Source organism: Salinivibrio sp. IB872 (genome assembly GCF_001995345.1).
GTDB lineage: Bacteria > Pseudomonadota > Gammaproteobacteria > Enterobacterales > Vibrionaceae > Salinivibrio > Salinivibrio proteolyticus.
The window spans coordinates 1-17,477 of record NZ_MUFO01000052.1 but is presented as its reverse complement, the minus strand read 5'-3'; the positions used below and the strand labels follow the sequence as shown (position 1 = coordinate 17,477).

Sequence of the window (17,477 nt, the reverse complement as noted above, 5' to 3'; positions counted from 1 at the left end):
GCGAGCAAGGTCGCGGTTTCGCGGTGGTTGCCGATGAAGTGCGTAGTCTCTCGGTTAAGACCAGCGAATCGACCGAGCAAATTCAATCCAACATCAAATCATTGAGCGAAGCGACTGAGTCAGTGGAGAAAGAGATCAAACGTATCGGTAGCATCCTAGAAAGCACTGCGGGTCGCGTCTCTGAGTCACAAGAGTCGGTCAGCCAAGTGCGCGAAACTATCACCGATATTTCCGAGCGTAGTGGACAAATCTCGCAAGCAACTGACGAACAACGTCAAGCCATTGATGAAGTCAGTCAAGCGATCAACGAAGCGTCAGACGCCACGAATTATGTGACCGAAGGCGCACAAGAAAACGCAGCTCGAACAGACAAAGTGCTGGAGCTGAGTGAAAACATTAAAGGACAGATGGGTAAATTTAAAACATAACAATCTGGTACATCACAAGGAGCGACAATGAAAAAGATATTTACAGTTGGCTTACTGTTTCTTTTGATGGCACCAGGGGTAATGGCGCGCACATTAACCGCCGCCCAAGACCCTTGGCCGCCGTTTGTGACAACCGATGCCTCCATGCCCGGTATCTCGGTTGAGCTATTAACAGAAGCGATGAAAACGCAAGGCTATGACGTTGAGTTCAAAATTATGCCTTGGGCCCGCGCACTCGATTCGGTGAGTAAAGGCACCATCGATTTGCTGCCGGCCACTTGGTACACCGAAGCTCGCACTGATTTTTTACACTACAGCGATTCTTATCTCACCAATGAGCTGACATTTATCAAGCGCGCCGGTGACAGCTTCCAGTTTTCCGACCTTAGTGGGCTAGACGGAAAAACGGTTGGTATCATCCGCGACTATGGGTATGGCGATGCGTTTCTCGCCTCAGACAGTTTTGATAAGCCAGAAGCGAATAACTTAGTCACAAATTTGAAGAAATTACTCGCTAATCGTATCGATCTCACCTTAGAAGACAAGGTTGTCGCGCTGTCCGTGATGAAAGAAGAAGGTATGGACGCAAATGCGTTTGCGTTTACGAATAAGCCCCTCTCATCGAAACCGCTTCACGTCACCTCCGGTAAAGCGAATCCAGACGGTGATCTATTTATTAATGCCTATAACAAAGGGCTAGAAGCAATAAAAGCCAACGGGACATTCGATAAAATTGTTGAAAAATATGGCATTAAGTGATCGAAAATAAAAGTCTTGGATAAACTAAAAGAAGGGATGCACCAGCCCCTTCTTTTTTTTGTTCTATAGGGTGTGCGATGCTTTTTCAGCGACAGTTCAATCGATGGTTTTTAGTGTTTACATTAGGCTTTACTCTACTTGCTGGACTAGCCGTTGTCAGCACGCATAATTATATCATTGAACAAGTGATTAAAGAGGAGAAAGAAGACATCAATCGAAAGGCCGCGTTAATTCGCTCTAAAATTGAAGCAGCGATATTTAGAGATACCTATCTCACCGATAGCCTTGCAACCGTTGTCGCGATTGATCCCGAATTCGCCATGGCAAGTTGGGCCGACGTTGCCGGTAAACTCCTCACCAAAGCCAGTTATGTCAGAAACGTTGGGCTTTCACCTAATGATGTGATTAGCCATGTCTACCCACTAAAGGGAAATGAAGCAGCCATAGGGCTCGATTTCCGCGCTCGGCCGGAACAGTATCGAACAAATCAAAAAAAGAGATGCACACACCTCTTTTTTTATCTTGGATAAGCGTAGCGCTCAATAACGATTGGTAATCCCATAAAATATATTAATTGAGGTACTCATCCAACATTGCTTGCAGTTGGCCGGCTTCACGCATTTCTTTGAATCCAGCGTCTAGCGTGGCTTTTATTTCATTGGCTTCAGGGTGTTCGCGAGAAATCATCATATAAAACTTATCCCCGCTATTACCCGGTACAGCGACTGCTTTCATGTTATCCGCCAAATAGTCAATCCCTTGGGCGACTTTAAACCCAGCTAAGATTTCGTAACGCGCCAAGAATACGTCACAGCGCCCGGCGTCCGTTTTTTGCACTAACTGCTCGAAGCTTTTTGCCGACTTTCTTACTTTACTGTCATCGACACCAAAACCTGTGTAGTTATAACCCAACAACCCACACATACGGAGGTTATCCAAGTCTTGGACTGAATTGACTTGTAAACCATTTGGATATTGAGTCGTTGAATAGATATAGCTGGGTTGTAAGGTGTAATAGTATTCTGTAAGTAAGAAGTCTCGATCGCGCTCTTCGTTAAACGACGCACTCAAGGCAATGTCATAATTACCGGCTTTCGTTCGCAGTACACAGCGTTTCCAAGGGGGCATTTCTACACTGACATCCACGCCTCGACTCGCAAAGATCGCATTTAATACATCGACATCATAACCCTGAACTTGTCCGCCCTTTTCAAAGGTATAGGGGGGCCAGCCAGCGCCATCCCCACAGGCTTTAAGTGATGATGTGTCTAACGCGAGGGCTGGTGAAGATAGCAGCGCAGCACCAGTAAGGGCTGTCGCAGCGAGGCCGGCTACAGAACGTATCGCTATTTTCATAGTGAACTCCTATTAGGAAAACTCACCTTAAGTATTGATAATATCTGCGAGAACGCGATCTGAATCACTTATTTTTTTTCGGATTTATAATGATCACTTCACCAGGCTTTAACCCCTTACGTACGCGCCCTTGCTGTGTCAGCGATACAAGCCGAGTCTTGGCCTCACCCGCATCGAGCACCTTCACATAGTTAAGTTGTCCAATTTGATAATACGCATTGCTCGGTAGATAAAGCACTGGCTCAGCCTTTTGTGACACGGTCACTTTTGCAAACATACCCGGTAGCAAAGTATCACTCATCTCCGTGTTTGGCAGTGTCACTACAACACGATAACTGCGTGACGTGGCATCGGCGGCCGGTGTCACGGTGCGCACCACGCCCGAGAGGGTTTTATTATAGGTGGGGAGCGTAACCGTTAATGATTGACCGATGTCGACAAAGGGTAACGCAGATTCCGCCACATTGACCGTCGCTTCAATGCTTTCAGGATTGTACAGGGATAGCAGCGCCGCGCCCGGTGTCGCCGTATCCCCTTGGTTGATGATTTTATCTGTCATCAACCCCGAAAATGGCGCGCGCACCAGACTAAAGCCAAATTGGGTTTCAGCTTCATCCACTGCAGCAAGGGCACGACGATACTCAGACTGCGCGGTTTTTAAGCGATTCTCCGCCTCATCGAATTGAGATTGAGGCACCAGCTTTTTCGCCAACAAGGTCTCCATGCGGCGGTAGTCACTGCGCGCAGTGTTGAGTTGCGATTGCGCCGAGGCCAAGGCTTGTTGCACTTGGCGGACTTTGGCACTGAGATCGGCATTATCCAAACGCAGCAACACATCCCCTTGCTCAACGCGGTCGCCGACATCAACCAGCACCTCCGCGACGGTTGCGGTCATTCGCGCCGCTAAGGTTGCCGTCTGCCTGGCCTCCAACTGGCCGGAAAAAACGCGGGTTTGTGGCTGTTCGACCGCTTTGAGCGTCAGTGTCTCAACATCATTCGGTGTCTCAGTCGGTGTTGAGACGGGCGCCACGTTCGCGGTAAACACCCCAGCCATTACCAAAAACAGGGTTAATAGCCCAGTGCCTAGCACCAGTGCGAGTACACCTTTTTTTGCCCTCATGCATTCTCTCCTTCTACTGATAGGCCGTGGGTGGGATGATTTTGATACGCGAGGTTGTACACCACAGGCACAACCAGCAAGGTAAACACGGTAGACGCGGCAATACCGAAAATAATCGCCCAAGCTAACCCATTAAAAATCGGGTCGAGAGTGATAATCACATTCCCCAATAAGGTGGTGCCGGCGGTCAGCAAAATGGGCCGCATTCGCACTGCGCCCGCTTGTACTAAGGCGTCACTCAGCGCCATACCTTGAGCGAGTGACTGTTGAATAAATTCAATCAATACCAATGAGTTGCGCACTACAATCCCCGCCAGTGCAATCATGCCAATCATCGCGGTGGCGGTGAACAGCGCCGGATTTGGGTAGCCATTGATCTCACCGCTTAAGCCATTGAGTAACCAAAAGCCCGGCATAATGCCAATTACAGTCAGTGGGATCGCAAGCATAATAATGCCCGACACCGCCGGTAGCCCGGTTTGTATCAGCATCACAATAAAGACACCCAGCAGCGCCGCGCCATAGGCAATCCCCAGATCGCGGAAAACATCAATGGTGATCTTCCACTCGCCTTCACCACTCCATACCACCTCGATACCGTCACGCACCTGCCAGCCATCACCCGCGCCATTATCCAAATAACTACGCGCTGATAGCGGGCGAGCGCTGTCCGACTCTGGTTGATTAAAATCGGCCATCACATCGGCGACCACTTCGCCCGGCACCCGTCCAGTGGGTTCGGCATACACATACACGACGGGGCGTAAATTCTTATGATAGATAGGCTGGTCAACGGGCTGGCGCGTAAAATGGCCGAGCTCACTCAACGCGACCAGCGGTTGCGGCGCATCAAGCAAGGCACCTCGTACCGATTGCTTAGCCACTCCAGCCCGACCACGTACGTGCAGTGCGAGCAGCGCATCAAGCTGATCACGGGCATCTGGCGCAAGTTGCAGCCTCACGGGCAAGGGATCCATTTCATCGGCATCGGCTAAATGGGCCAGCGTGACCCCTTGGTTCGCGGCTCTGAGGACTTGGTTAATATCGGCTACCGCAATGCCAGACAAGGCGGCTTTTTCTTGGTCCACTTCAAACTGCCAGCTCGATAGAGGCCCTTGAACACTGGTGCTCACTTCTGACACCAAGGCTTCACGCTTTAATCGCTCGGCCACCTGAGTCGCCTGCGCTTGTAGGGTTGAATACGGCGTGCTTGGCGAGCCATACACTTCCGCGACAATGGTTGCCAGCACAGGCGGACCCGGTGGCATCTCCACTAATTGCACCTCGGCATCATATTTTGCTGCGATGGCTTCTAATTCATCACGCATCCGCGTGACCAAGCCATGTGATTGCAACGTGCGCCGGTGCTTATCCACCAGCACCACCCGCAGTTCACCTTGGTAAGGCGCATGGCGAGTAAAGTAATGGCGCACCATGCCATTAAAATCCATCGGTGAGGCGAGCCCGGCAAAGCCGGATACCGACACCACCTCGGCTTGCGTTTGTAGGTAACGGTTCATCTCTCGCAGCGCATTGGAGGTATCGACATGATTAGCGGTTTCCGGTAAATCCAGTACCACCTGAAACTCGTTTTTATTGTCATACGGCAACAGCTTAAGCGGCACGAGGCGCAAAGCAGGCAGCAGAGCGGCGATGACAAACAACACGCCCACCATCCATAAAAACGCTTTGGCGCGACGATTGTTTTCTAGCAATGGCAGCAACACGCGCCGATAGCCACGGTACAGCGACGTGGTCTCAATGCGATAGTCATCGCCTTTATTGGAAGCACGGACAATTTTTTTAGCAAGCCAAGGGGTGACTAAAAACGCCACCAAGGTACTGATCACTACACTGACCGGCACATTGAATGCCAGCGGTGCCATGTATGGCCCCATCATGCCGGTGATAAAAAACATCGGGGTGAACACAATCACAATCGCCACGGTCGACATAATCAATGCGCGCTTGATTTCTAGCATCGCCAGCACAATCGTGCGGCCACGCGGCTTGTTATCATGGGTCAGGTGCCGTTCAATGTTGTCGATACTGGCAATCGGATCATCAACAATCAGCCCCAACGCCAAGATCAACGCAAACAAGGTGACGCGGTTAATCGAGTAGCCAAAGGCTAAATCCAGCCCTAATGCCGCGCCATAACTGATTGGGATCGCAATCGCCACCACTAAGGCACTTCGCCAGTTTAAAAACAAGCCGACAAAGACCACCACGGTGAGCACCGCAATACCGAGGCTGGACACCAAATTTTTCACTTTGGCATCAGCGGTTTGGCCGTAATTGCGAATGATCTCGACGCTCACGCCCTCGGGAAACTGCGTAGCGACCAAATGATTGAGCGTGGCGGTGACATCCTCAGCCACGCTGACCGCGTTGGCGCCTTTTTGCTTTGCCACCGAGAGAAACACCGCTGGATGCGGCTGGCTATCATCGGTCGATTGGATCCACGTATCTGTGGTGGGCTCTTGCGCACCGTCCGATAACTCGGCCACATCCTGCAGATACACAGGTTTGCCATTCACCACCGCCACCACTAAATGGCGGATGTCCTCAAGGCTTTGATACCATTGGCCGGTTTTTAATAAATAGCGCTCACCCTGATGCTGAATATCGCCAATATCACGCTTTTGATGGCTCAACGAAAAGGCATTGGTGAGATCAGACACACTGATCTGATAGCTAGCCATGGCGGCAGGGTCAAGCGTGACCAACACCTGACGCGGCGCCCCACCCACTACCTTCACCGCATTGGTTTCGGGAAGGGCTTTAAGATCCAAGTTCGCCTGCTCGGCAATGCGTCGCAGTGCATAATGGTCGAGCTGATCAGGGTTGTCGCTAAGCAGCGCCGCAATCACAATCGGTACATCATCAATTTCTACCGGCTTTATCGCCCACTCGCTCACCGCGGCTGGGATCGCATCTTGATTGGCATAAAGCTTGTTATACAGCTTCACCAAGGCAGACTCGCGATCTTCGCCAACGTAAAAGCGCACCGTGACCAACGCAGATCCTGCTTGCGTGGTGGAATACACATACTCCACCCCATCAATTTGGCTGACTTTTTTCTCCAGAGGCTGCGTCACCTGCTTTGCCACTTGCGGGGCACTCAAACCGGGCGCTTGCACCACCACATCCGCCATTGGCACCACGATTTGCGGATCTTCTTCTTTGGGAGTGAGCCACAGTGCCGCCGCGCCCACCAACAGCGCGAGCACAATGAGAATGGGCGGGAAGAAGCTGTTCATCACTCGGGTGATCAGCTGACCTTGTGGCTGAGCATCTCGCATATTCGATCCTTTGGCTGATGACAGTAACGACAAGAAAACGATAGGTAAAAACGCTGAATGTTAATTAACTTAGCGCATTGACTGGCGATGAATATGTGCTGATCTCTCAGATTCAGACACATCAGGCACAATAAAGCCGCTGTAAGGTAGCGATAATCGCCGCGACGTGGGGGTCATTGAGCTGATAAAACACCTGCTGCGATGACTTACGTACCTTGACCAGTTGATGCCGCTTAAGCACGCTAAGGTGCTGAGAAAACGCGGACTGACTTAGGCGCGACCCTTGCAGCAATTGCCCCACCGACATCTCTCCCGCCAAAAGCTGGCATAGCACAATTAATCGCTCAGGGTGGGCCATCACTTTCAACATGGTCGCCACGAGAGACGCTTGCTCTCGCATGGCACTGATGTCCATATCCGGTACGCTTTCTGCCTCAAACGGCACCGTTGACTCTGCCATCACCCACTCCTTTTTCGCCAATACTCATAGCTTAGCGCGGCATTTTATTTAGTCAATTCTAATTTAGATAAATTATTATTAGACTTTTCTAAATATAACTTCTAGAGTGATCCGAGTGCCGACAAACACTTAAGGCGTTCGAGCCAAAGCGGTTCGGTCTGTCGGGTAATCGTATAGAGGATGCAAAGGAGTCTTGCTATGACAATTGATAATGGCGTACGCGTAATCGCTGGCATGATGGTGCTACTTTCTGTCGTGCTTACCCTCACAGTTCACAGCCAATTTGTTTGGCTAACCGTCTTCGTTGGCGTAAACCTGATCCAAAGTGCGTTTACAGGGATTTGTCCGGCTGCCTTTTTCCTGAAAAAACTTGGACTCAGCAACGCTTAATGGAGTCATAATGACCAAAATCGTGATTATTGGCGGCGTCGCCGGTGGCGCTTCTGCCGCCGCTCGCGCCCGTCGTTTAAGTGAAGAAGCCGAAATCATCATGTTCGAGCGGGGCCCTTACGTCTCGTTCGCGAACTGTGGTTTGCCTTATCATATTGGCGGTGACATTACCGACCGCAGTAAACTCTTGCTGCAAACCCCAGACAGTTTCCGCGCCCGCTTTAATGTGGACGTGCGCATCAACAGCACGGTCACTGCGATTAACCGCGAGGCCAAAACCGTCACCGTCACCCGTGCCGATGGCAGCGACTATCAAGAAAGCTACGACAAGTTGCTATTAAGCCCAGGTGCGGCCCCCATCATGCCGCCTATTCCTGGCTTAGATAACCCGCTAACCCACTCGCTCCGCAATATTCCAGACATGGATGCGATTTTGCATACCATTGATATGAATAATCCCAGTCATGCGACTGTCGTCGGCGGGGGCTTTATTGGTCTTGAGATGATGGAAGCGCTGCATCAACGCGGGATTAAAACCACCCTGTTGGAAATGGCCGATCAGGTGATGACGCCCGTCGACCGCGAAATGGCGGGGTTTGTCCATCAAACCATTCGCGACCAAGAGGTCGACTTACGTTTAAGCACCGCGCTGGAGTCCGCCGAGTTTATTCCTACCACGCATGTCGCCAGTGATGATGCCGGCGAGCCTAGTGAGCCGCAACACCTAGAAGGCGCTTTACGTCTGACACTCAATAATGGCGACAAACTGGATACCGAACTCTTGATTATGGCGGTTGGCGTTAAGCCTGAAGTCACGCTGGCGCAACAAGCGGGGCTTGCCATTGGTGAAAAAGGCGGAATTGTAGTCAACAGTACTCTACAAACCCAAGATCCCGATATTTACGCGGTCGGCGATGCAGTGGAAGAGATTGACTTTGTGACCCATAAACCAACGTTAGTGCCACTGGCGGGTCCGGCGAACCGTCAAGGACGCATGGCCGCTGACAACATGCTAGGAAGTACTGAGCATTATCTCGGCACCCAAGGCACCGCTATCTGTAAAGTATTCGATCTTGCGATCGCCTCAGTGGGCCAAAACGAGAAACAACTCAAGCACGCTGACATCGACTACCAAAAGGTCTATGTTCACGCCGCCAGTCATGCGGGTTACTATCCCGGCGCAGAGATTGTCTCATTTAAGCTGCTGTTTGCCCCGTATACGGGCGCGATTTTAGGCGCCCAAGCCGTGGGTAAAGATGGCATTGATAAACGCATTGATGTCATGGCCGTGGCACAACGTGCTGGCATGACCGTTGAGCAGCTCCAACATCTCGAGCTCACCTACGCGCCGCCGTATGGCAGTGCCAAAGATGTGATTAACCAAGCGGCGTTTGTGGCCACCAATATTCTTAAAGGTGACGCAACGCCGATCCACTTTGATGAGGTAGACAACCTCACCGACGATCAAGTGCTACTTGATGTGCGCAATGCACCCGAGCGCGAAAACGGTCAATTGATTGAGGGCGATGTGCACATTCCGGTCGACGAACTGCGTGGACGCATCGATGAACTACCGAAAGACAAAGAAGTTGTGGTGTACTGCCAAGTCGGACTCAGAGGCAATGTCGCCTATCGCCAACTGGTCAATCATGGCTTTAAAGCCCGCAACTTAATTGGTGGCTATCGCACCTACAAGTTTGCCAAGGCGTAATGCGCTCACTGCTCACATCAAACTGGGTGACCCGACTTGGGTCACCTTTTTTATACCTGCTGATCAGCGTTTACGAAAACAGTCCCGACGACAAATAACGGTCGCCGCGATCGCAAACAATGGCCACCACCACAGAGCCGGGTTCGGCTTTCGCGACTTGCAGGGCCGCAAACACCGCACCACCCGAGCTAACACCTGCACATATACCCTCTTCTCTGGCGAGGGCGCGCGCAGTCTCTTTCGCATCTTGCTCAGAAATGTCCATCACCTCGTCGATATGCTCGTCGGTATAAATGCCAGGTAAATACTCAGCCGGCCAGCGCCGAATACCAGGGATCGCACTCCCTTCGGTAGGCTGTAAGCCAATGGTTTTAATCGTGGGGTTTTGCGTTTTTAGGTACTTTGACGTTCCCACAATGGTGCCTGTGGTGCCCATGCTGGCGATAAAGTGGGTGATTTGTTGCTGGCTTTGTTGCCAAATTTCTGGGCCCGTACCCGTTAAGTGCGCCTGCCAGTTATCCGGGTTATTAAACTGATCCAACACTTTGCCCTTACCCTGTGCCTGCATGGATAAAGCTAAATCGCGTGCGCCTTCCATCCCCGCCGCTTGAGAGACGAGGATAAGCTCACTGCCATAGGCTCGCATGGCATCTTTGCGCTCCTGTGTGGCGTTTTCAGGCATGATTAAAATCAGTCGATAGCCTTTAATCGCCGCTGCCATCGCCAGCGCGATCCCAGTGTTGCCACTGGTCGCTTCAATCAAGGTATCGCCGGGTTGGATATCTCCCCGTGCTTCTGCTTGCACGATCATATTAAGTGCGGGTCTGTCTTTCACCGAACCGGCTGGGTTATTGCCCTCGAGTTTGACCAAAACAGTGCTACCTGTCGCTGCGGCTAGGCGCTGCAAGCGCACCAAAGGGGTCTGACCCACATAATTTTCAAGCGTGGGGAAATCAGCCACGTTGCTTACCTCTGCATGGTTCATGAATTGCCTGCCTAATGGGTGCTTTCAACACCGCGTAAGGCACTGTCTATCGACATATCCTACAAGGAGGCTATGTGCGACACGCAGACATTTTTTCACTAACATATACAAAATGGTTATAGTTAACCTATTTTTTATTCCCTTCGATTACTTTTATTCTGTGACCTATCCCAACTTTCTTTGCTGATAACAGCAACAAACGGCCATCAAGGATTTTTACAATGAAGGTATTCAAAACTCTGGCTCTTTCGGCCTTGCTTGCCACCAGCGCGGCGCCGGTATCTGCCGCCGAGCAAACCCTCTTGAATTCATCTTACGACATCGCACGGGAGCTTTTTGCTGATTACAATCCGCTGTTTGCGGCGCACTGGCAAGAAAAAACCGGAGAGTCGGTGACCATTAAGCAGTCGCATGGTGGATCCTCGGCGCAGGCACGCGCCATCATGCAGGGGCTGCAAGCGGATGTTGTCACCTTCAACCAAGTCACGGATGTGCAGGTCCTGTACGATCGCGGCAAGTTGATCGACAAAAACTGGAAAGAGAATTTCCCCAACAGTAGCTCGCCGTACTACTCCACCACCGCGTTTTTGGTGCGCAAGGGCAACCCAAAGAATATTGAAAATTGGGATGATTTGGCCAAGGACGACGTTGCTTCTGTTTTCCCGAATCCAAAAACCTCCGGTAATGCGCGTTATACCTATCTTGCCGCACTCGGTTATGCGCAAAAGGCGTTCGGAAAAGACAACACCGAGCAACAAGACCAATTTTTGAAACAGCTTCTCGCCAATGTGGCGGTGTTTGATACCGGTGGCCGCGGCGCAACCACCTCATTTGTTGAACGTGGCATTGGCGATGTGCTGGTCACCTTTGAATCAGAAGTCAACAATATCCGCCAGCAATATGGTAGCGACAAGTACGATATTGTGGTGCCTAAAACCTCGATTTTGGCTGAGTTCCCCGTTGCCGTGGTAGAGCGTAACGCCAAACGCAACGGCACCACTGAGTTGGCAACCGAGTATCTTTCTTACCTATACAGCGAAAAAGCACAGCGTTTATTGGCCGATTTTAACTACCGTGTCCATCACCCTGACGTGGTCAAAGACAATGCCGATCGTTTCCCTGAAGTCGAATTGCTGACCGTTGAATCTATCGCAGGGAGTTGGGACCAGGCCATGAAAACGCACTTTGCCAGTGGCGGAAAACTCGACCAACTGCAACGCCGTTAATTCTTTCTAGGTATTGAGACGCTATGCCATCGCTATCGTATCAACGCCAATCGATGCCTTGGGCAGCACGTCAGCAGCGCGTGCTGCCCGGATTTGGCAWCAGTTTAGGCGTGTCTTTGCTGTTCATCAGCTTGATTCTGCTGTTACCGGCCAGCGGCTTTATCATGCAGACCAGCCAAATGACATGGCAAGAATACTGGTTTGCCATCACTGACCCACGGATTGTCGCCAGTTATAAAGTCACGGCCGGTGCGGCGCTGATTGCCTCATTATTAAACGGTGTGATTGGCCTACTCTTTGCGTGGGTGCTGGTGCGATACGACTTTGCAGGCAAACGCTTCGTCGATGCGCTGGTTGATTTGCCGTTTGCTCTGCCCACCGCCGTTGCCGGCGTCACGCTCGCCACCCTGTACGCCGATAACGGCTGGATAGGCAGTGTGCTTGCCAACGTCGGTATCCAAGTTGCCTACACGCCGCTTGGGATCGTGATTGCCATGATGTTTACCAGCTTGCCGTTTGTGGTACGTACCATCCAACCCGTGTTGGAAGAGATCTCCCAAGAGGAAGAAGAAGCGGGCACTGTGCTCGGGGCAAGTGACGGTGCGGTGTTTTGGCGGATTATTCTGCCGACCATCAAACCGGCGTTGTTAGTGGGTGTGGCCTTATCATTTACCCGCAGTCTGGGTGAATTCGGTGCGGTGATTTTTATTGCTGGCAATATGCCCTACGTCAGCGAGATCACGTCGCTGATGATCTTTGTTCGCTTGCAAGAGTTTGATTTCCCAGCGGCGAGTGCCATTGCCTCGGTGATCTTGATGGCATCCCTGTCATTGTTGTTTGCCATTAACCTTTGGCAAGGCCGTTATCTAAAACGTATTCACGGGCGGTAAGGACACTTTATGAGCACAAACTCGGTGAGAATCGGTGATACCCCATGGATCAGGCGCAGTTTAATCGCGCTTATGCTGCTGCTCGTGGCGCTGGTATTGGTTGTGCCACTGGTGAGCATCTTTTTCATTGCCTTCGCCGATGGCATCACAAGTTATTTCCAACACTTACTCGCACCGGATACTCGCCACTCGATTGGCCTTACGTTGTTGGTGGCCGTTCTCACGGTACCCATTAACCTCGTATTTGGTGTGATGTTGGCATGGGCGGTCACCCGTTTCCAATTTCCGGGACGAAAGCTGGTCACCACCTTGATTGATATCCCGTTTGCCGTGTCGCCCGTGGTCGCAGGCTTACTCTATTTGCTGCTTTATGGCAGTAACGGCTGGCTAGGCGCGTGGCTGTTTGAGCATGATCTTCAAGTGATGTTTGCCCTACCCGGCATTGTGCTAGTCACTATTTTTGTTACCTGCCCTTTCGTCGCCCGCGAGCTGATCCCGCTCATGCAGCAGCAAGGGCAAGCGGAAGAAGAAGCAGCCGTGGTGTTAGGCGCATCATGGTGGCAGCTTTTTCGCCGTGTCACCTTGCCCAATATTAAGTGGGCCCTCATCTACGGGGTCATTTTGACTAATGCCCGTGCCATCGGCGAGTTTGGTGCGGTCGCTGTGGTGTCAGGCAGCATTCGCGGTCAAACCAATACCCTGCCTTTGCAGGTACAGCTTCTTTACGAAGATTACCAAACTCAAGCAGCCTTCGCCTGTGCGTCATTACTTGCCTTTATGGCACTCGCTACCTTGGCATTGAAAGCCTTGGTGGAATGGCGTCAACACCGTGCACACGCCAGTACCGCGCCGATGGATGAAAGCAGTGCGTCAACGCCTGCCCGCTTAACCTTACAAACGAACCAAAGTGAGCCGTAAGCCATGCGTATTCAACTGAACAACATCACTAAACACTTTGGCCAGTTCCAAGCGTTATCGCCGTTATCCCTTACCATAGAGCAAGGCGAGATGATGGGACTGCTTGGGCCCTCAGGCTCCGGTAAAACCACGTTATTGCGCATTATTGCCGGATTAGAAAGCAGTAACAGCGGCCAGATCCTATTTGGCGAGCGCGATGTCACCCGCGTCCATGTGCGGGATCGCCGTGTCGGGTTTGTTTTTCAAAACTACGCCTTGTTCAAACATATGACGGTGGCAGAGAACATCGCCTTTGGCTTGCAAGTGATGCCACGTCGCGAGCGCCCCTCCCCAGCCACGATTACGCAACGGGTGAACCAACTGCTTGAGGTCGTGCAGTTAGGCCATCTGGGCCAACGGCATCCCGAGCAATTATCGGGCGGACAAAAGCAACGTATCGCACTGGCGCGAGCGTTGGCGACCCAGCCGGAGATCTTATTGCTCGACGAACCGTTCGGTGCGTTAGATGCACAAGTACGCAAAGAGTTGCGCCAATGGTTACGCCGACTACATGATGAAATGGCTTTTACCAGTGTGTTTGTCACTCACGACCAAGACGAAGCACTCGAGCTATCGGATCGCGTGGTGGTGATGAGTAATGGGCAAATTGAACAAGTCGACAGTCCGGTCGACCTTTATGCCGCGCCGAAAAGTCGCTTTGTGTTTGATTTTTTAGGAAACGTGAACGTCTTTTCCGGCGCCTATCAACAAGGCGTCTGGCAAAACGGCAATGCCTTTATTCAACCCACACTAAACACGCACACCCAACAGTCAGGCAGTTTGTATGTGCGCAGCCATGAGTTAACCCTGGCTGATAAGCCCAATAGCCAACTCTCGCTGCCCATGCGGGTGGTCTCTATCAACCCGGTTGGTGCCGAGGTGCGGGTTTCACTCGCCCCACAAGGTTGGGAGAGTGAACAACTATGGGAAGCCACCCTAACCCATCACGCGTGGCAAGCCGCACCGTATCAAAAGGGCGATACCGTGCATGCAATGCCGCACCGTGGATACTTTTTCAACGGCACAGACACCGAGCCGCACCGCCTTAATTGGCCATTTTTGACGGCCGATAGCTTGGTGTATGATATTTAATCATTAGCGCGCATCCGGAAAAATAATCAGGCCTAAGCTTTCAAGTAGCTGAGATTGTTGCCAATCGGCGATTTTCACGCCCGACAGATCCACTTTACGTGGGTCGAGGCCATCAATCTCAGCGTGACATAAATTCGCACCTTGTACACTAAACTGCCCCCATACATCGGGCGAAAAAACACCACCACTCAGATCAGCTTCTTTTAATGACGCACTGAGGAGGTTGGTTTCAATCCAACGGTTTTCAAACAGTTCGCACTTTTCTAAGCACGCTTGCGCAAGGTTGGCATAAGACAAGTTACAACCGGTGATAAACGCTGAGCAAAAGTACACCCGATGGCTGACTTGATTGGCAAAGTTTGCGCGGGAAAAGTTCGCGCCCTTCAGATCGCATTCTCTCATCTCAATGCCGTAACAATTGGCAAAACTAAAATTGGCTATCGCCAATAGGCATTGCTGAAAACTGGCATCACGAAGGTTAGCAGCGGTAAAGTGGCACCCTTCGATATCACCCTGTTCGATAAATTTGCAACGCTTGAACGTCACATCGCGGAGGTTAGCGCGGGTAAAGTCACAACGGATAAAGGTACAGTCTTTAAATTCGAGCTCACTGAGATCTTGGTGAGAAAAGTTCTCTTGGTGAAATGTCTGGTTATGTGTCTTCATATCATTCCCTCAATCAATGCGCCGCTAGGCTAACAACATAACCCTTTGAAATCACGAAAATAAAACCTTTCACAATCAGGACCTTACAACCCCCTTATTTTGCCGATTTAAAGGAGTAAACTAGCCTCAGAGAAAGCGTAAGAAGCACAGTTAGAACACGGCGACGATAAAAAAAGTTTTTCGCCTTACAGACCGGCTGACGAAGATAACACCTGCTCCACAAACCTCGCTTTTCTTTCCCGATAGTCGTCTTGCTCAAACCCTTCACAGGCGCGTTTAAGCGCATTGTAGGAGTGAGCCAGTTGTGGGTTAGCGCGCAGCGTGTCTCGAAAGGTCAGAAAGTCTTCGAACTCAGAGCCATTGGCCACCACTTGCAACGCAACATCGTCATCCTGTTTGGATTCCAACATACACAGCTCGGGCGTCCGTAACGTATCTTGCTTTTCTTGAAAGCCCAACTCAACTAGCCGCGCCACAGCCTCTTCATGCTGTAAGGCAGGTACACCAACAAAAATATCGAGATCGCCTTTCGATATTGCTGAAGGGATCGACGACGCGCCAATGTGCTCGACTCGCGCTTCAGGAAGTTGGTGTTGGATAGCCACTCGCCATTGATTGAATAATCGCTCGCACGCAGGTTGGTATTGGTCGGCAGCATAAAACTTCATCATGTCAGTGTTCGATATCCTTTTCGAAAACGCATCATACCGCGGAGGGCCAGCGTACTCTTTGCCGTGACCATCTAGCCTCTCGAGATGTAAAAACTTTAATATATTGATAAAGCGAGCTTTTGTCACCGAAACAGCCAAGAAACTACCCGCCGACAGATTTTGCGTCGTGCTACTGTAAGGTTCGTGCTAGACTCCACGCCATTCAGTGTGTCTGGGCGGTAACACAGTCACACGCTTCTTGTTTGCTGAGTCTGTTATGCCATTTAAAAAACTAGGGTTAAGCGCCCCGCTTTGCCAAGCCATTGCCCAACGCGGCTTTACCACGCCAACGTCTATTCAAGCGAAAGCGATTCCGATCATCCAACAAGGGCATGATCTGATTGCTGCGGCACAAACGGGCACCGGAAAAACCTCGAGTTTTATCTGGCCTATCATCGATAAATTATCTGCCGGTGAAGCTGGGCGCAAAAAACGCGCTCGCGCACTCGTCATCGCCCCCACTCGTGAGCTCGCCCTGCAAGTGGCCGAAAGCGCACGTCAAGACTGCCAGTTTACTGAGCTAAAAACCTTGGCGATGGTGGGCGGCATGGACGAGCAAGCACAAAAGCAAGCCTTGATCGACGGCGTCGACATTTTGGTCGCCACCCCGGGACGTCTACGGGATTTACTCAGCCAACGTGCCGTCTATCTAGATGAGGTGGAAGTGCTGGTGCTGGATGAAGCGGATCGCATGCTCGATATGGGCTTTATTGATGCGATTCAGAATATTCTAGATCGATTGCCGGCAAGTACGCAGTGCTTACTGTTTTCGGCCACGCTGTCTAATAAAGTGCGCGATCTAGCTAAAGCCGCCATTGGCGATGAAGGCAAAGAAATTAGCATTGCCGCACGAGATGCCTCGAAAGAGAACATTACTCAGTGGTGTATTCCAGTCGATAAAGATAAGAAATCCGCACTACTTAGCCATTTAATTAAAGAGAATGGCTGGACGCAGGCGCTAATTTTTATCGAAACCAAACACGGCGCCGCCAAACTCGCTACCCAGTTGGAAAAACGGGGCATTGCCGCTGAAGCGTTTCACAGTGGACGCAGCCAAGCCGTGCGGACCCAATTGCTAGAAGACTTTAAAAACGGTGACATCCAATTTTTAATTGCGACCGGTGTCGCCGCTCGTGGTATTGATATTGAGTCGCTTGAGCGCGTGGTCAATTACGATCTACCCTTCCCAGCCGACGAGTACGTTCACCGGATTGGCCGTACCGGCCGAGCCAGTGCTCAAGGCGAAGCGATTTCATTGGTCTCAAAAGACAACACCAAAAACTTGCGCATGATTGAAGCACGTCTCGGGCACCCACTTGAACGTCGCATCATCGAAGGCTTTGAGCCCAAAAAGCCAGTGCCGCTGACTGCACCAAGATAGAATCATAGAATAATTAACACTACTATCCAAACGCTCATATC

The 17,477-nt window shown here is 51.2% G+C and carries 17 protein-coding genes; 10 read left to right on the top strand and 7 right to left on the bottom strand.

Annotation, left to right across the window (positions count from 1 at the left end; genetic code table 11):
• The 3 genes from BZJ18_RS15155 to BZJ18_RS15145 form a co-directional block, all read left to right on the top strand.
• On the top strand, window positions 1–428 hold a 428-nt coding region (locus BZJ18_RS15155; protein ID WP_241824990.1), incomplete at its 5' end, for a methyl-accepting chemotaxis protein.
• Window positions 429–455: 27 nt separating this feature from the next.
• Window positions 456–1,187 carry a substrate-binding periplasmic protein gene (locus tag BZJ18_RS15150; RefSeq protein ID WP_077457998.1) on the top strand — a complete coding sequence of 244 codons (732 nt, stop codon included), beginning with the start codon at window positions 456–458 and terminating at the stop codon, window positions 1,185–1,187.
• Window positions 1,188–1,264: 77 nt separating this feature from the next.
• Window positions 1,265–1,717: a hypothetical protein gene (locus BZJ18_RS15145; RefSeq protein ID WP_077457996.1), complete on the top strand. Its 453-nt coding sequence runs from the start codon at window positions 1,265–1,267 to the stop codon at window positions 1,715–1,717.
• A 40-nt stretch (window positions 1,718–1,757) separates the two neighbouring features.
• Here the strand turns inward: BZJ18_RS15145 and BZJ18_RS15140 are convergent, their stop codons facing one another.
• From BZJ18_RS15140 to BZJ18_RS15125, 4 genes are all read right to left on the bottom strand, one after another.
• Window positions 1,758–2,543 carry a substrate-binding periplasmic protein gene (locus BZJ18_RS15140; RefSeq protein WP_077457994.1) on the bottom strand — a complete coding sequence of 262 codons (786 nt, stop codon included), beginning with the start codon at window positions 2,541–2,543 and terminating at the stop codon, window positions 1,758–1,760.
• A 64-nt stretch (window positions 2,544–2,607) separates the two neighbouring features.
• Window positions 2,608–3,663, bottom strand: coding sequence for an efflux RND transporter periplasmic adaptor subunit (locus BZJ18_RS15135; protein ID WP_077457992.1), 1,056 nt, complete (start codon window positions 3,661–3,663; stop codon window positions 2,608–2,610).
• Complete coding sequence (locus BZJ18_RS15130; RefSeq protein ID WP_077457990.1) at window positions 3,660–6,968, bottom strand: efflux RND transporter permease subunit; 3,309 nt, start codon at window positions 6,966–6,968, stop codon at window positions 3,660–3,662. Before BZJ18_RS15130 ends, BZJ18_RS15135 begins: the two co-directional genes overlap by 4 nt.
• Window positions 6,969–7,089: 121 nt before the next feature.
• Window positions 7,090–7,428 (bottom strand): ArsR/SmtB family transcription factor, encoded by a 339-nt coding sequence (locus BZJ18_RS15125; protein WP_240531976.1) that lies wholly within the window; start codon window positions 7,426–7,428, stop codon window positions 7,090–7,092.
• Between the two features lie 198 nt (window positions 7,429–7,626).
• Here BZJ18_RS15125 and BZJ18_RS15120 point away from each other — a divergent pair, with 198 nt between their 5' ends.
• Both BZJ18_RS15120 and BZJ18_RS15115 read left to right on the top strand, forming a co-directional pair.
• Window positions 7,627–7,818 (top strand): YgaP family membrane protein, encoded by a 192-nt coding sequence (locus BZJ18_RS15120; RefSeq protein ID WP_046075776.1) that lies wholly within the window; start codon window positions 7,627–7,629, stop codon window positions 7,816–7,818.
• A 10-nt stretch (window positions 7,819–7,828) separates the two neighbouring features.
• Window positions 7,829–9,529 carry an FAD-dependent oxidoreductase gene (locus tag BZJ18_RS15115; RefSeq protein ID WP_077457988.1) on the top strand — a complete coding sequence of 567 codons (1,701 nt, stop codon included), beginning with the start codon at window positions 7,829–7,831 and terminating at the stop codon, window positions 9,527–9,529.
• A gap of 70 nt (window positions 9,530–9,599) precedes the next feature.
• Here BZJ18_RS15115 and cysM read toward each other — a convergent pair whose 3' ends face one another.
• Window positions 9,600–10,490, bottom strand: coding sequence for a cysteine synthase CysM (cysM, locus tag BZJ18_RS15110; RefSeq protein WP_077458004.1), 891 nt, complete (start codon window positions 10,488–10,490; stop codon window positions 9,600–9,602).
• A 245-nt stretch (window positions 10,491–10,735) separates the two neighbouring features.
• Between cysM and cysP the strand changes: the two genes are divergently transcribed.
• From cysP to BZJ18_RS15090, 4 genes are read left to right on the top strand one after another with little or no spacing between them, the layout of a single operon-like run.
• Window positions 10,736–11,740, top strand: coding sequence for a thiosulfate ABC transporter substrate-binding protein CysP (cysP, locus tag BZJ18_RS15105; RefSeq protein ID WP_077457986.1), 1,005 nt, complete (start codon window positions 10,736–10,738; stop codon window positions 11,738–11,740).
• A 53-nt stretch (window positions 11,741–11,793) separates the two neighbouring features.
• Entirely contained in the window at window positions 11,794–12,630 is an 837-nt protein-coding gene (cysT, locus tag BZJ18_RS15100; protein WP_077458002.1) for a sulfate ABC transporter permease subunit CysT, read from the top strand.
• Between the two features lie 9 nt (window positions 12,631–12,639).
• A complete protein-coding gene (cysW, locus tag BZJ18_RS15095) occupies window positions 12,640–13,548 on the top strand; it encodes a sulfate ABC transporter permease subunit CysW (protein WP_077457984.1) in 909 nt (302 codons plus the stop codon).
• 3 nt (window positions 13,549–13,551) lie between these two features.
• Window positions 13,552–14,679 carry a sulfate/molybdate ABC transporter ATP-binding protein gene (locus tag BZJ18_RS15090; RefSeq protein WP_077457982.1) on the top strand — a complete coding sequence of 376 codons (1,128 nt, stop codon included), beginning with the start codon at window positions 13,552–13,554 and terminating at the stop codon, window positions 14,677–14,679.
• Window positions 14,680–14,682: 3 nt separating this feature from the next.
• Here the strand turns inward: BZJ18_RS15090 and BZJ18_RS15085 are convergent, their stop codons facing one another.
• A complete protein-coding gene (locus BZJ18_RS15085) occupies window positions 14,683–15,345 on the bottom strand; it encodes a Qnr family pentapeptide repeat protein (RefSeq protein ID WP_077457980.1) in 663 nt (220 codons plus the stop codon).
• 185 nt (window positions 15,346–15,530) lie between these two features.
• Window positions 15,531–16,013 carry a GrpB family protein gene (locus BZJ18_RS15080; protein ID WP_077458000.1) on the bottom strand — a complete coding sequence of 161 codons (483 nt, stop codon included), beginning with the start codon at window positions 16,011–16,013 and terminating at the stop codon, window positions 15,531–15,533.
• Window positions 16,014–16,272: 259 nt separating this feature from the next.
• On the opposite strand from BZJ18_RS15080, the gene BZJ18_RS15075 reads away from it, so the two are divergent.
• Window positions 16,273–17,436, top strand: coding sequence for a DEAD/DEAH box helicase (locus tag BZJ18_RS15075; protein WP_077457978.1), 1,164 nt, complete (start codon window positions 16,273–16,275; stop codon window positions 17,434–17,436).
• Window positions 17,437–17,477 lie beyond the last annotated feature (41 nt).

What these genes read in the sequence shown, in the direction of transcription:
- BZJ18_RS15140 (WP_077457994.1), bottom strand. Translation starts at nt 2,543, where the DNA reads ATGAAAATAGCGATACGTTCTGTAGCCGGCCTCGCTGCGACAGCCCTT.
- BZJ18_RS15115 (WP_077457988.1), top strand. Translation starts at nt 7,829, where the DNA reads ATGACCAAAATCGTGATTATTGGCGGCGTCGCCGGTGGCGCTTCTGCC.
- BZJ18_RS15085 (WP_077457980.1), bottom strand. Translation starts at nt 15,345, where the DNA reads ATGAAGACACATAACCAGACATTTCACCAAGAGAACTTTTCTCACCAA.
- BZJ18_RS15130 (WP_077457990.1), bottom strand. Translation starts at nt 6,968, where the DNA reads ATGCGAGATGCTCAGCCACAAGGTCAGCTGATCACCCGAGTGATGAAC.
- cysP (WP_077457986.1), top strand. Translation starts at nt 10,736, where the DNA reads ATGAAGGTATTCAAAACTCTGGCTCTTTCGGCCTTGCTTGCCACCAGC.
- BZJ18_RS15125 (WP_240531976.1), bottom strand. Translation starts at nt 7,428, where the DNA reads ATGGCAGAGTCAACGGTGCCGTTTGAGGCAGAAAGCGTACCGGATATG.
- BZJ18_RS15080 (WP_077458000.1), bottom strand. Translation starts at nt 16,013, where the DNA reads ATGAAGTTTTATGCTGCCGACCAATACCAACCTGCGTGCGAGCGATTA.
- BZJ18_RS15145 (WP_077457996.1), top strand. Translation starts at nt 1,265, where the DNA reads ATGCTTTTTCAGCGACAGTTCAATCGATGGTTTTTAGTGTTTACATTA.
- BZJ18_RS15120 (WP_046075776.1), top strand. Translation starts at nt 7,627, where the DNA reads ATGACAATTGATAATGGCGTACGCGTAATCGCTGGCATGATGGTGCTA.
- BZJ18_RS15150 (WP_077457998.1), top strand. Translation starts at nt 456, where the DNA reads ATGAAAAAGATATTTACAGTTGGCTTACTGTTTCTTTTGATGGCACCA.
- BZJ18_RS15135 (WP_077457992.1), bottom strand. Translation starts at nt 3,663, where the DNA reads ATGAGGGCAAAAAAAGGTGTACTCGCACTGGTGCTAGGCACTGGGCTA.
- BZJ18_RS15090 (WP_077457982.1), top strand. Translation starts at nt 13,552, where the DNA reads ATGCGTATTCAACTGAACAACATCACTAAACACTTTGGCCAGTTCCAA.
- BZJ18_RS15075 (WP_077457978.1), top strand. Translation starts at nt 16,273, where the DNA reads ATGCCATTTAAAAAACTAGGGTTAAGCGCCCCGCTTTGCCAAGCCATT.
- cysW (WP_077457984.1), top strand. Translation starts at nt 12,640, where the DNA reads ATGAGCACAAACTCGGTGAGAATCGGTGATACCCCATGGATCAGGCGC.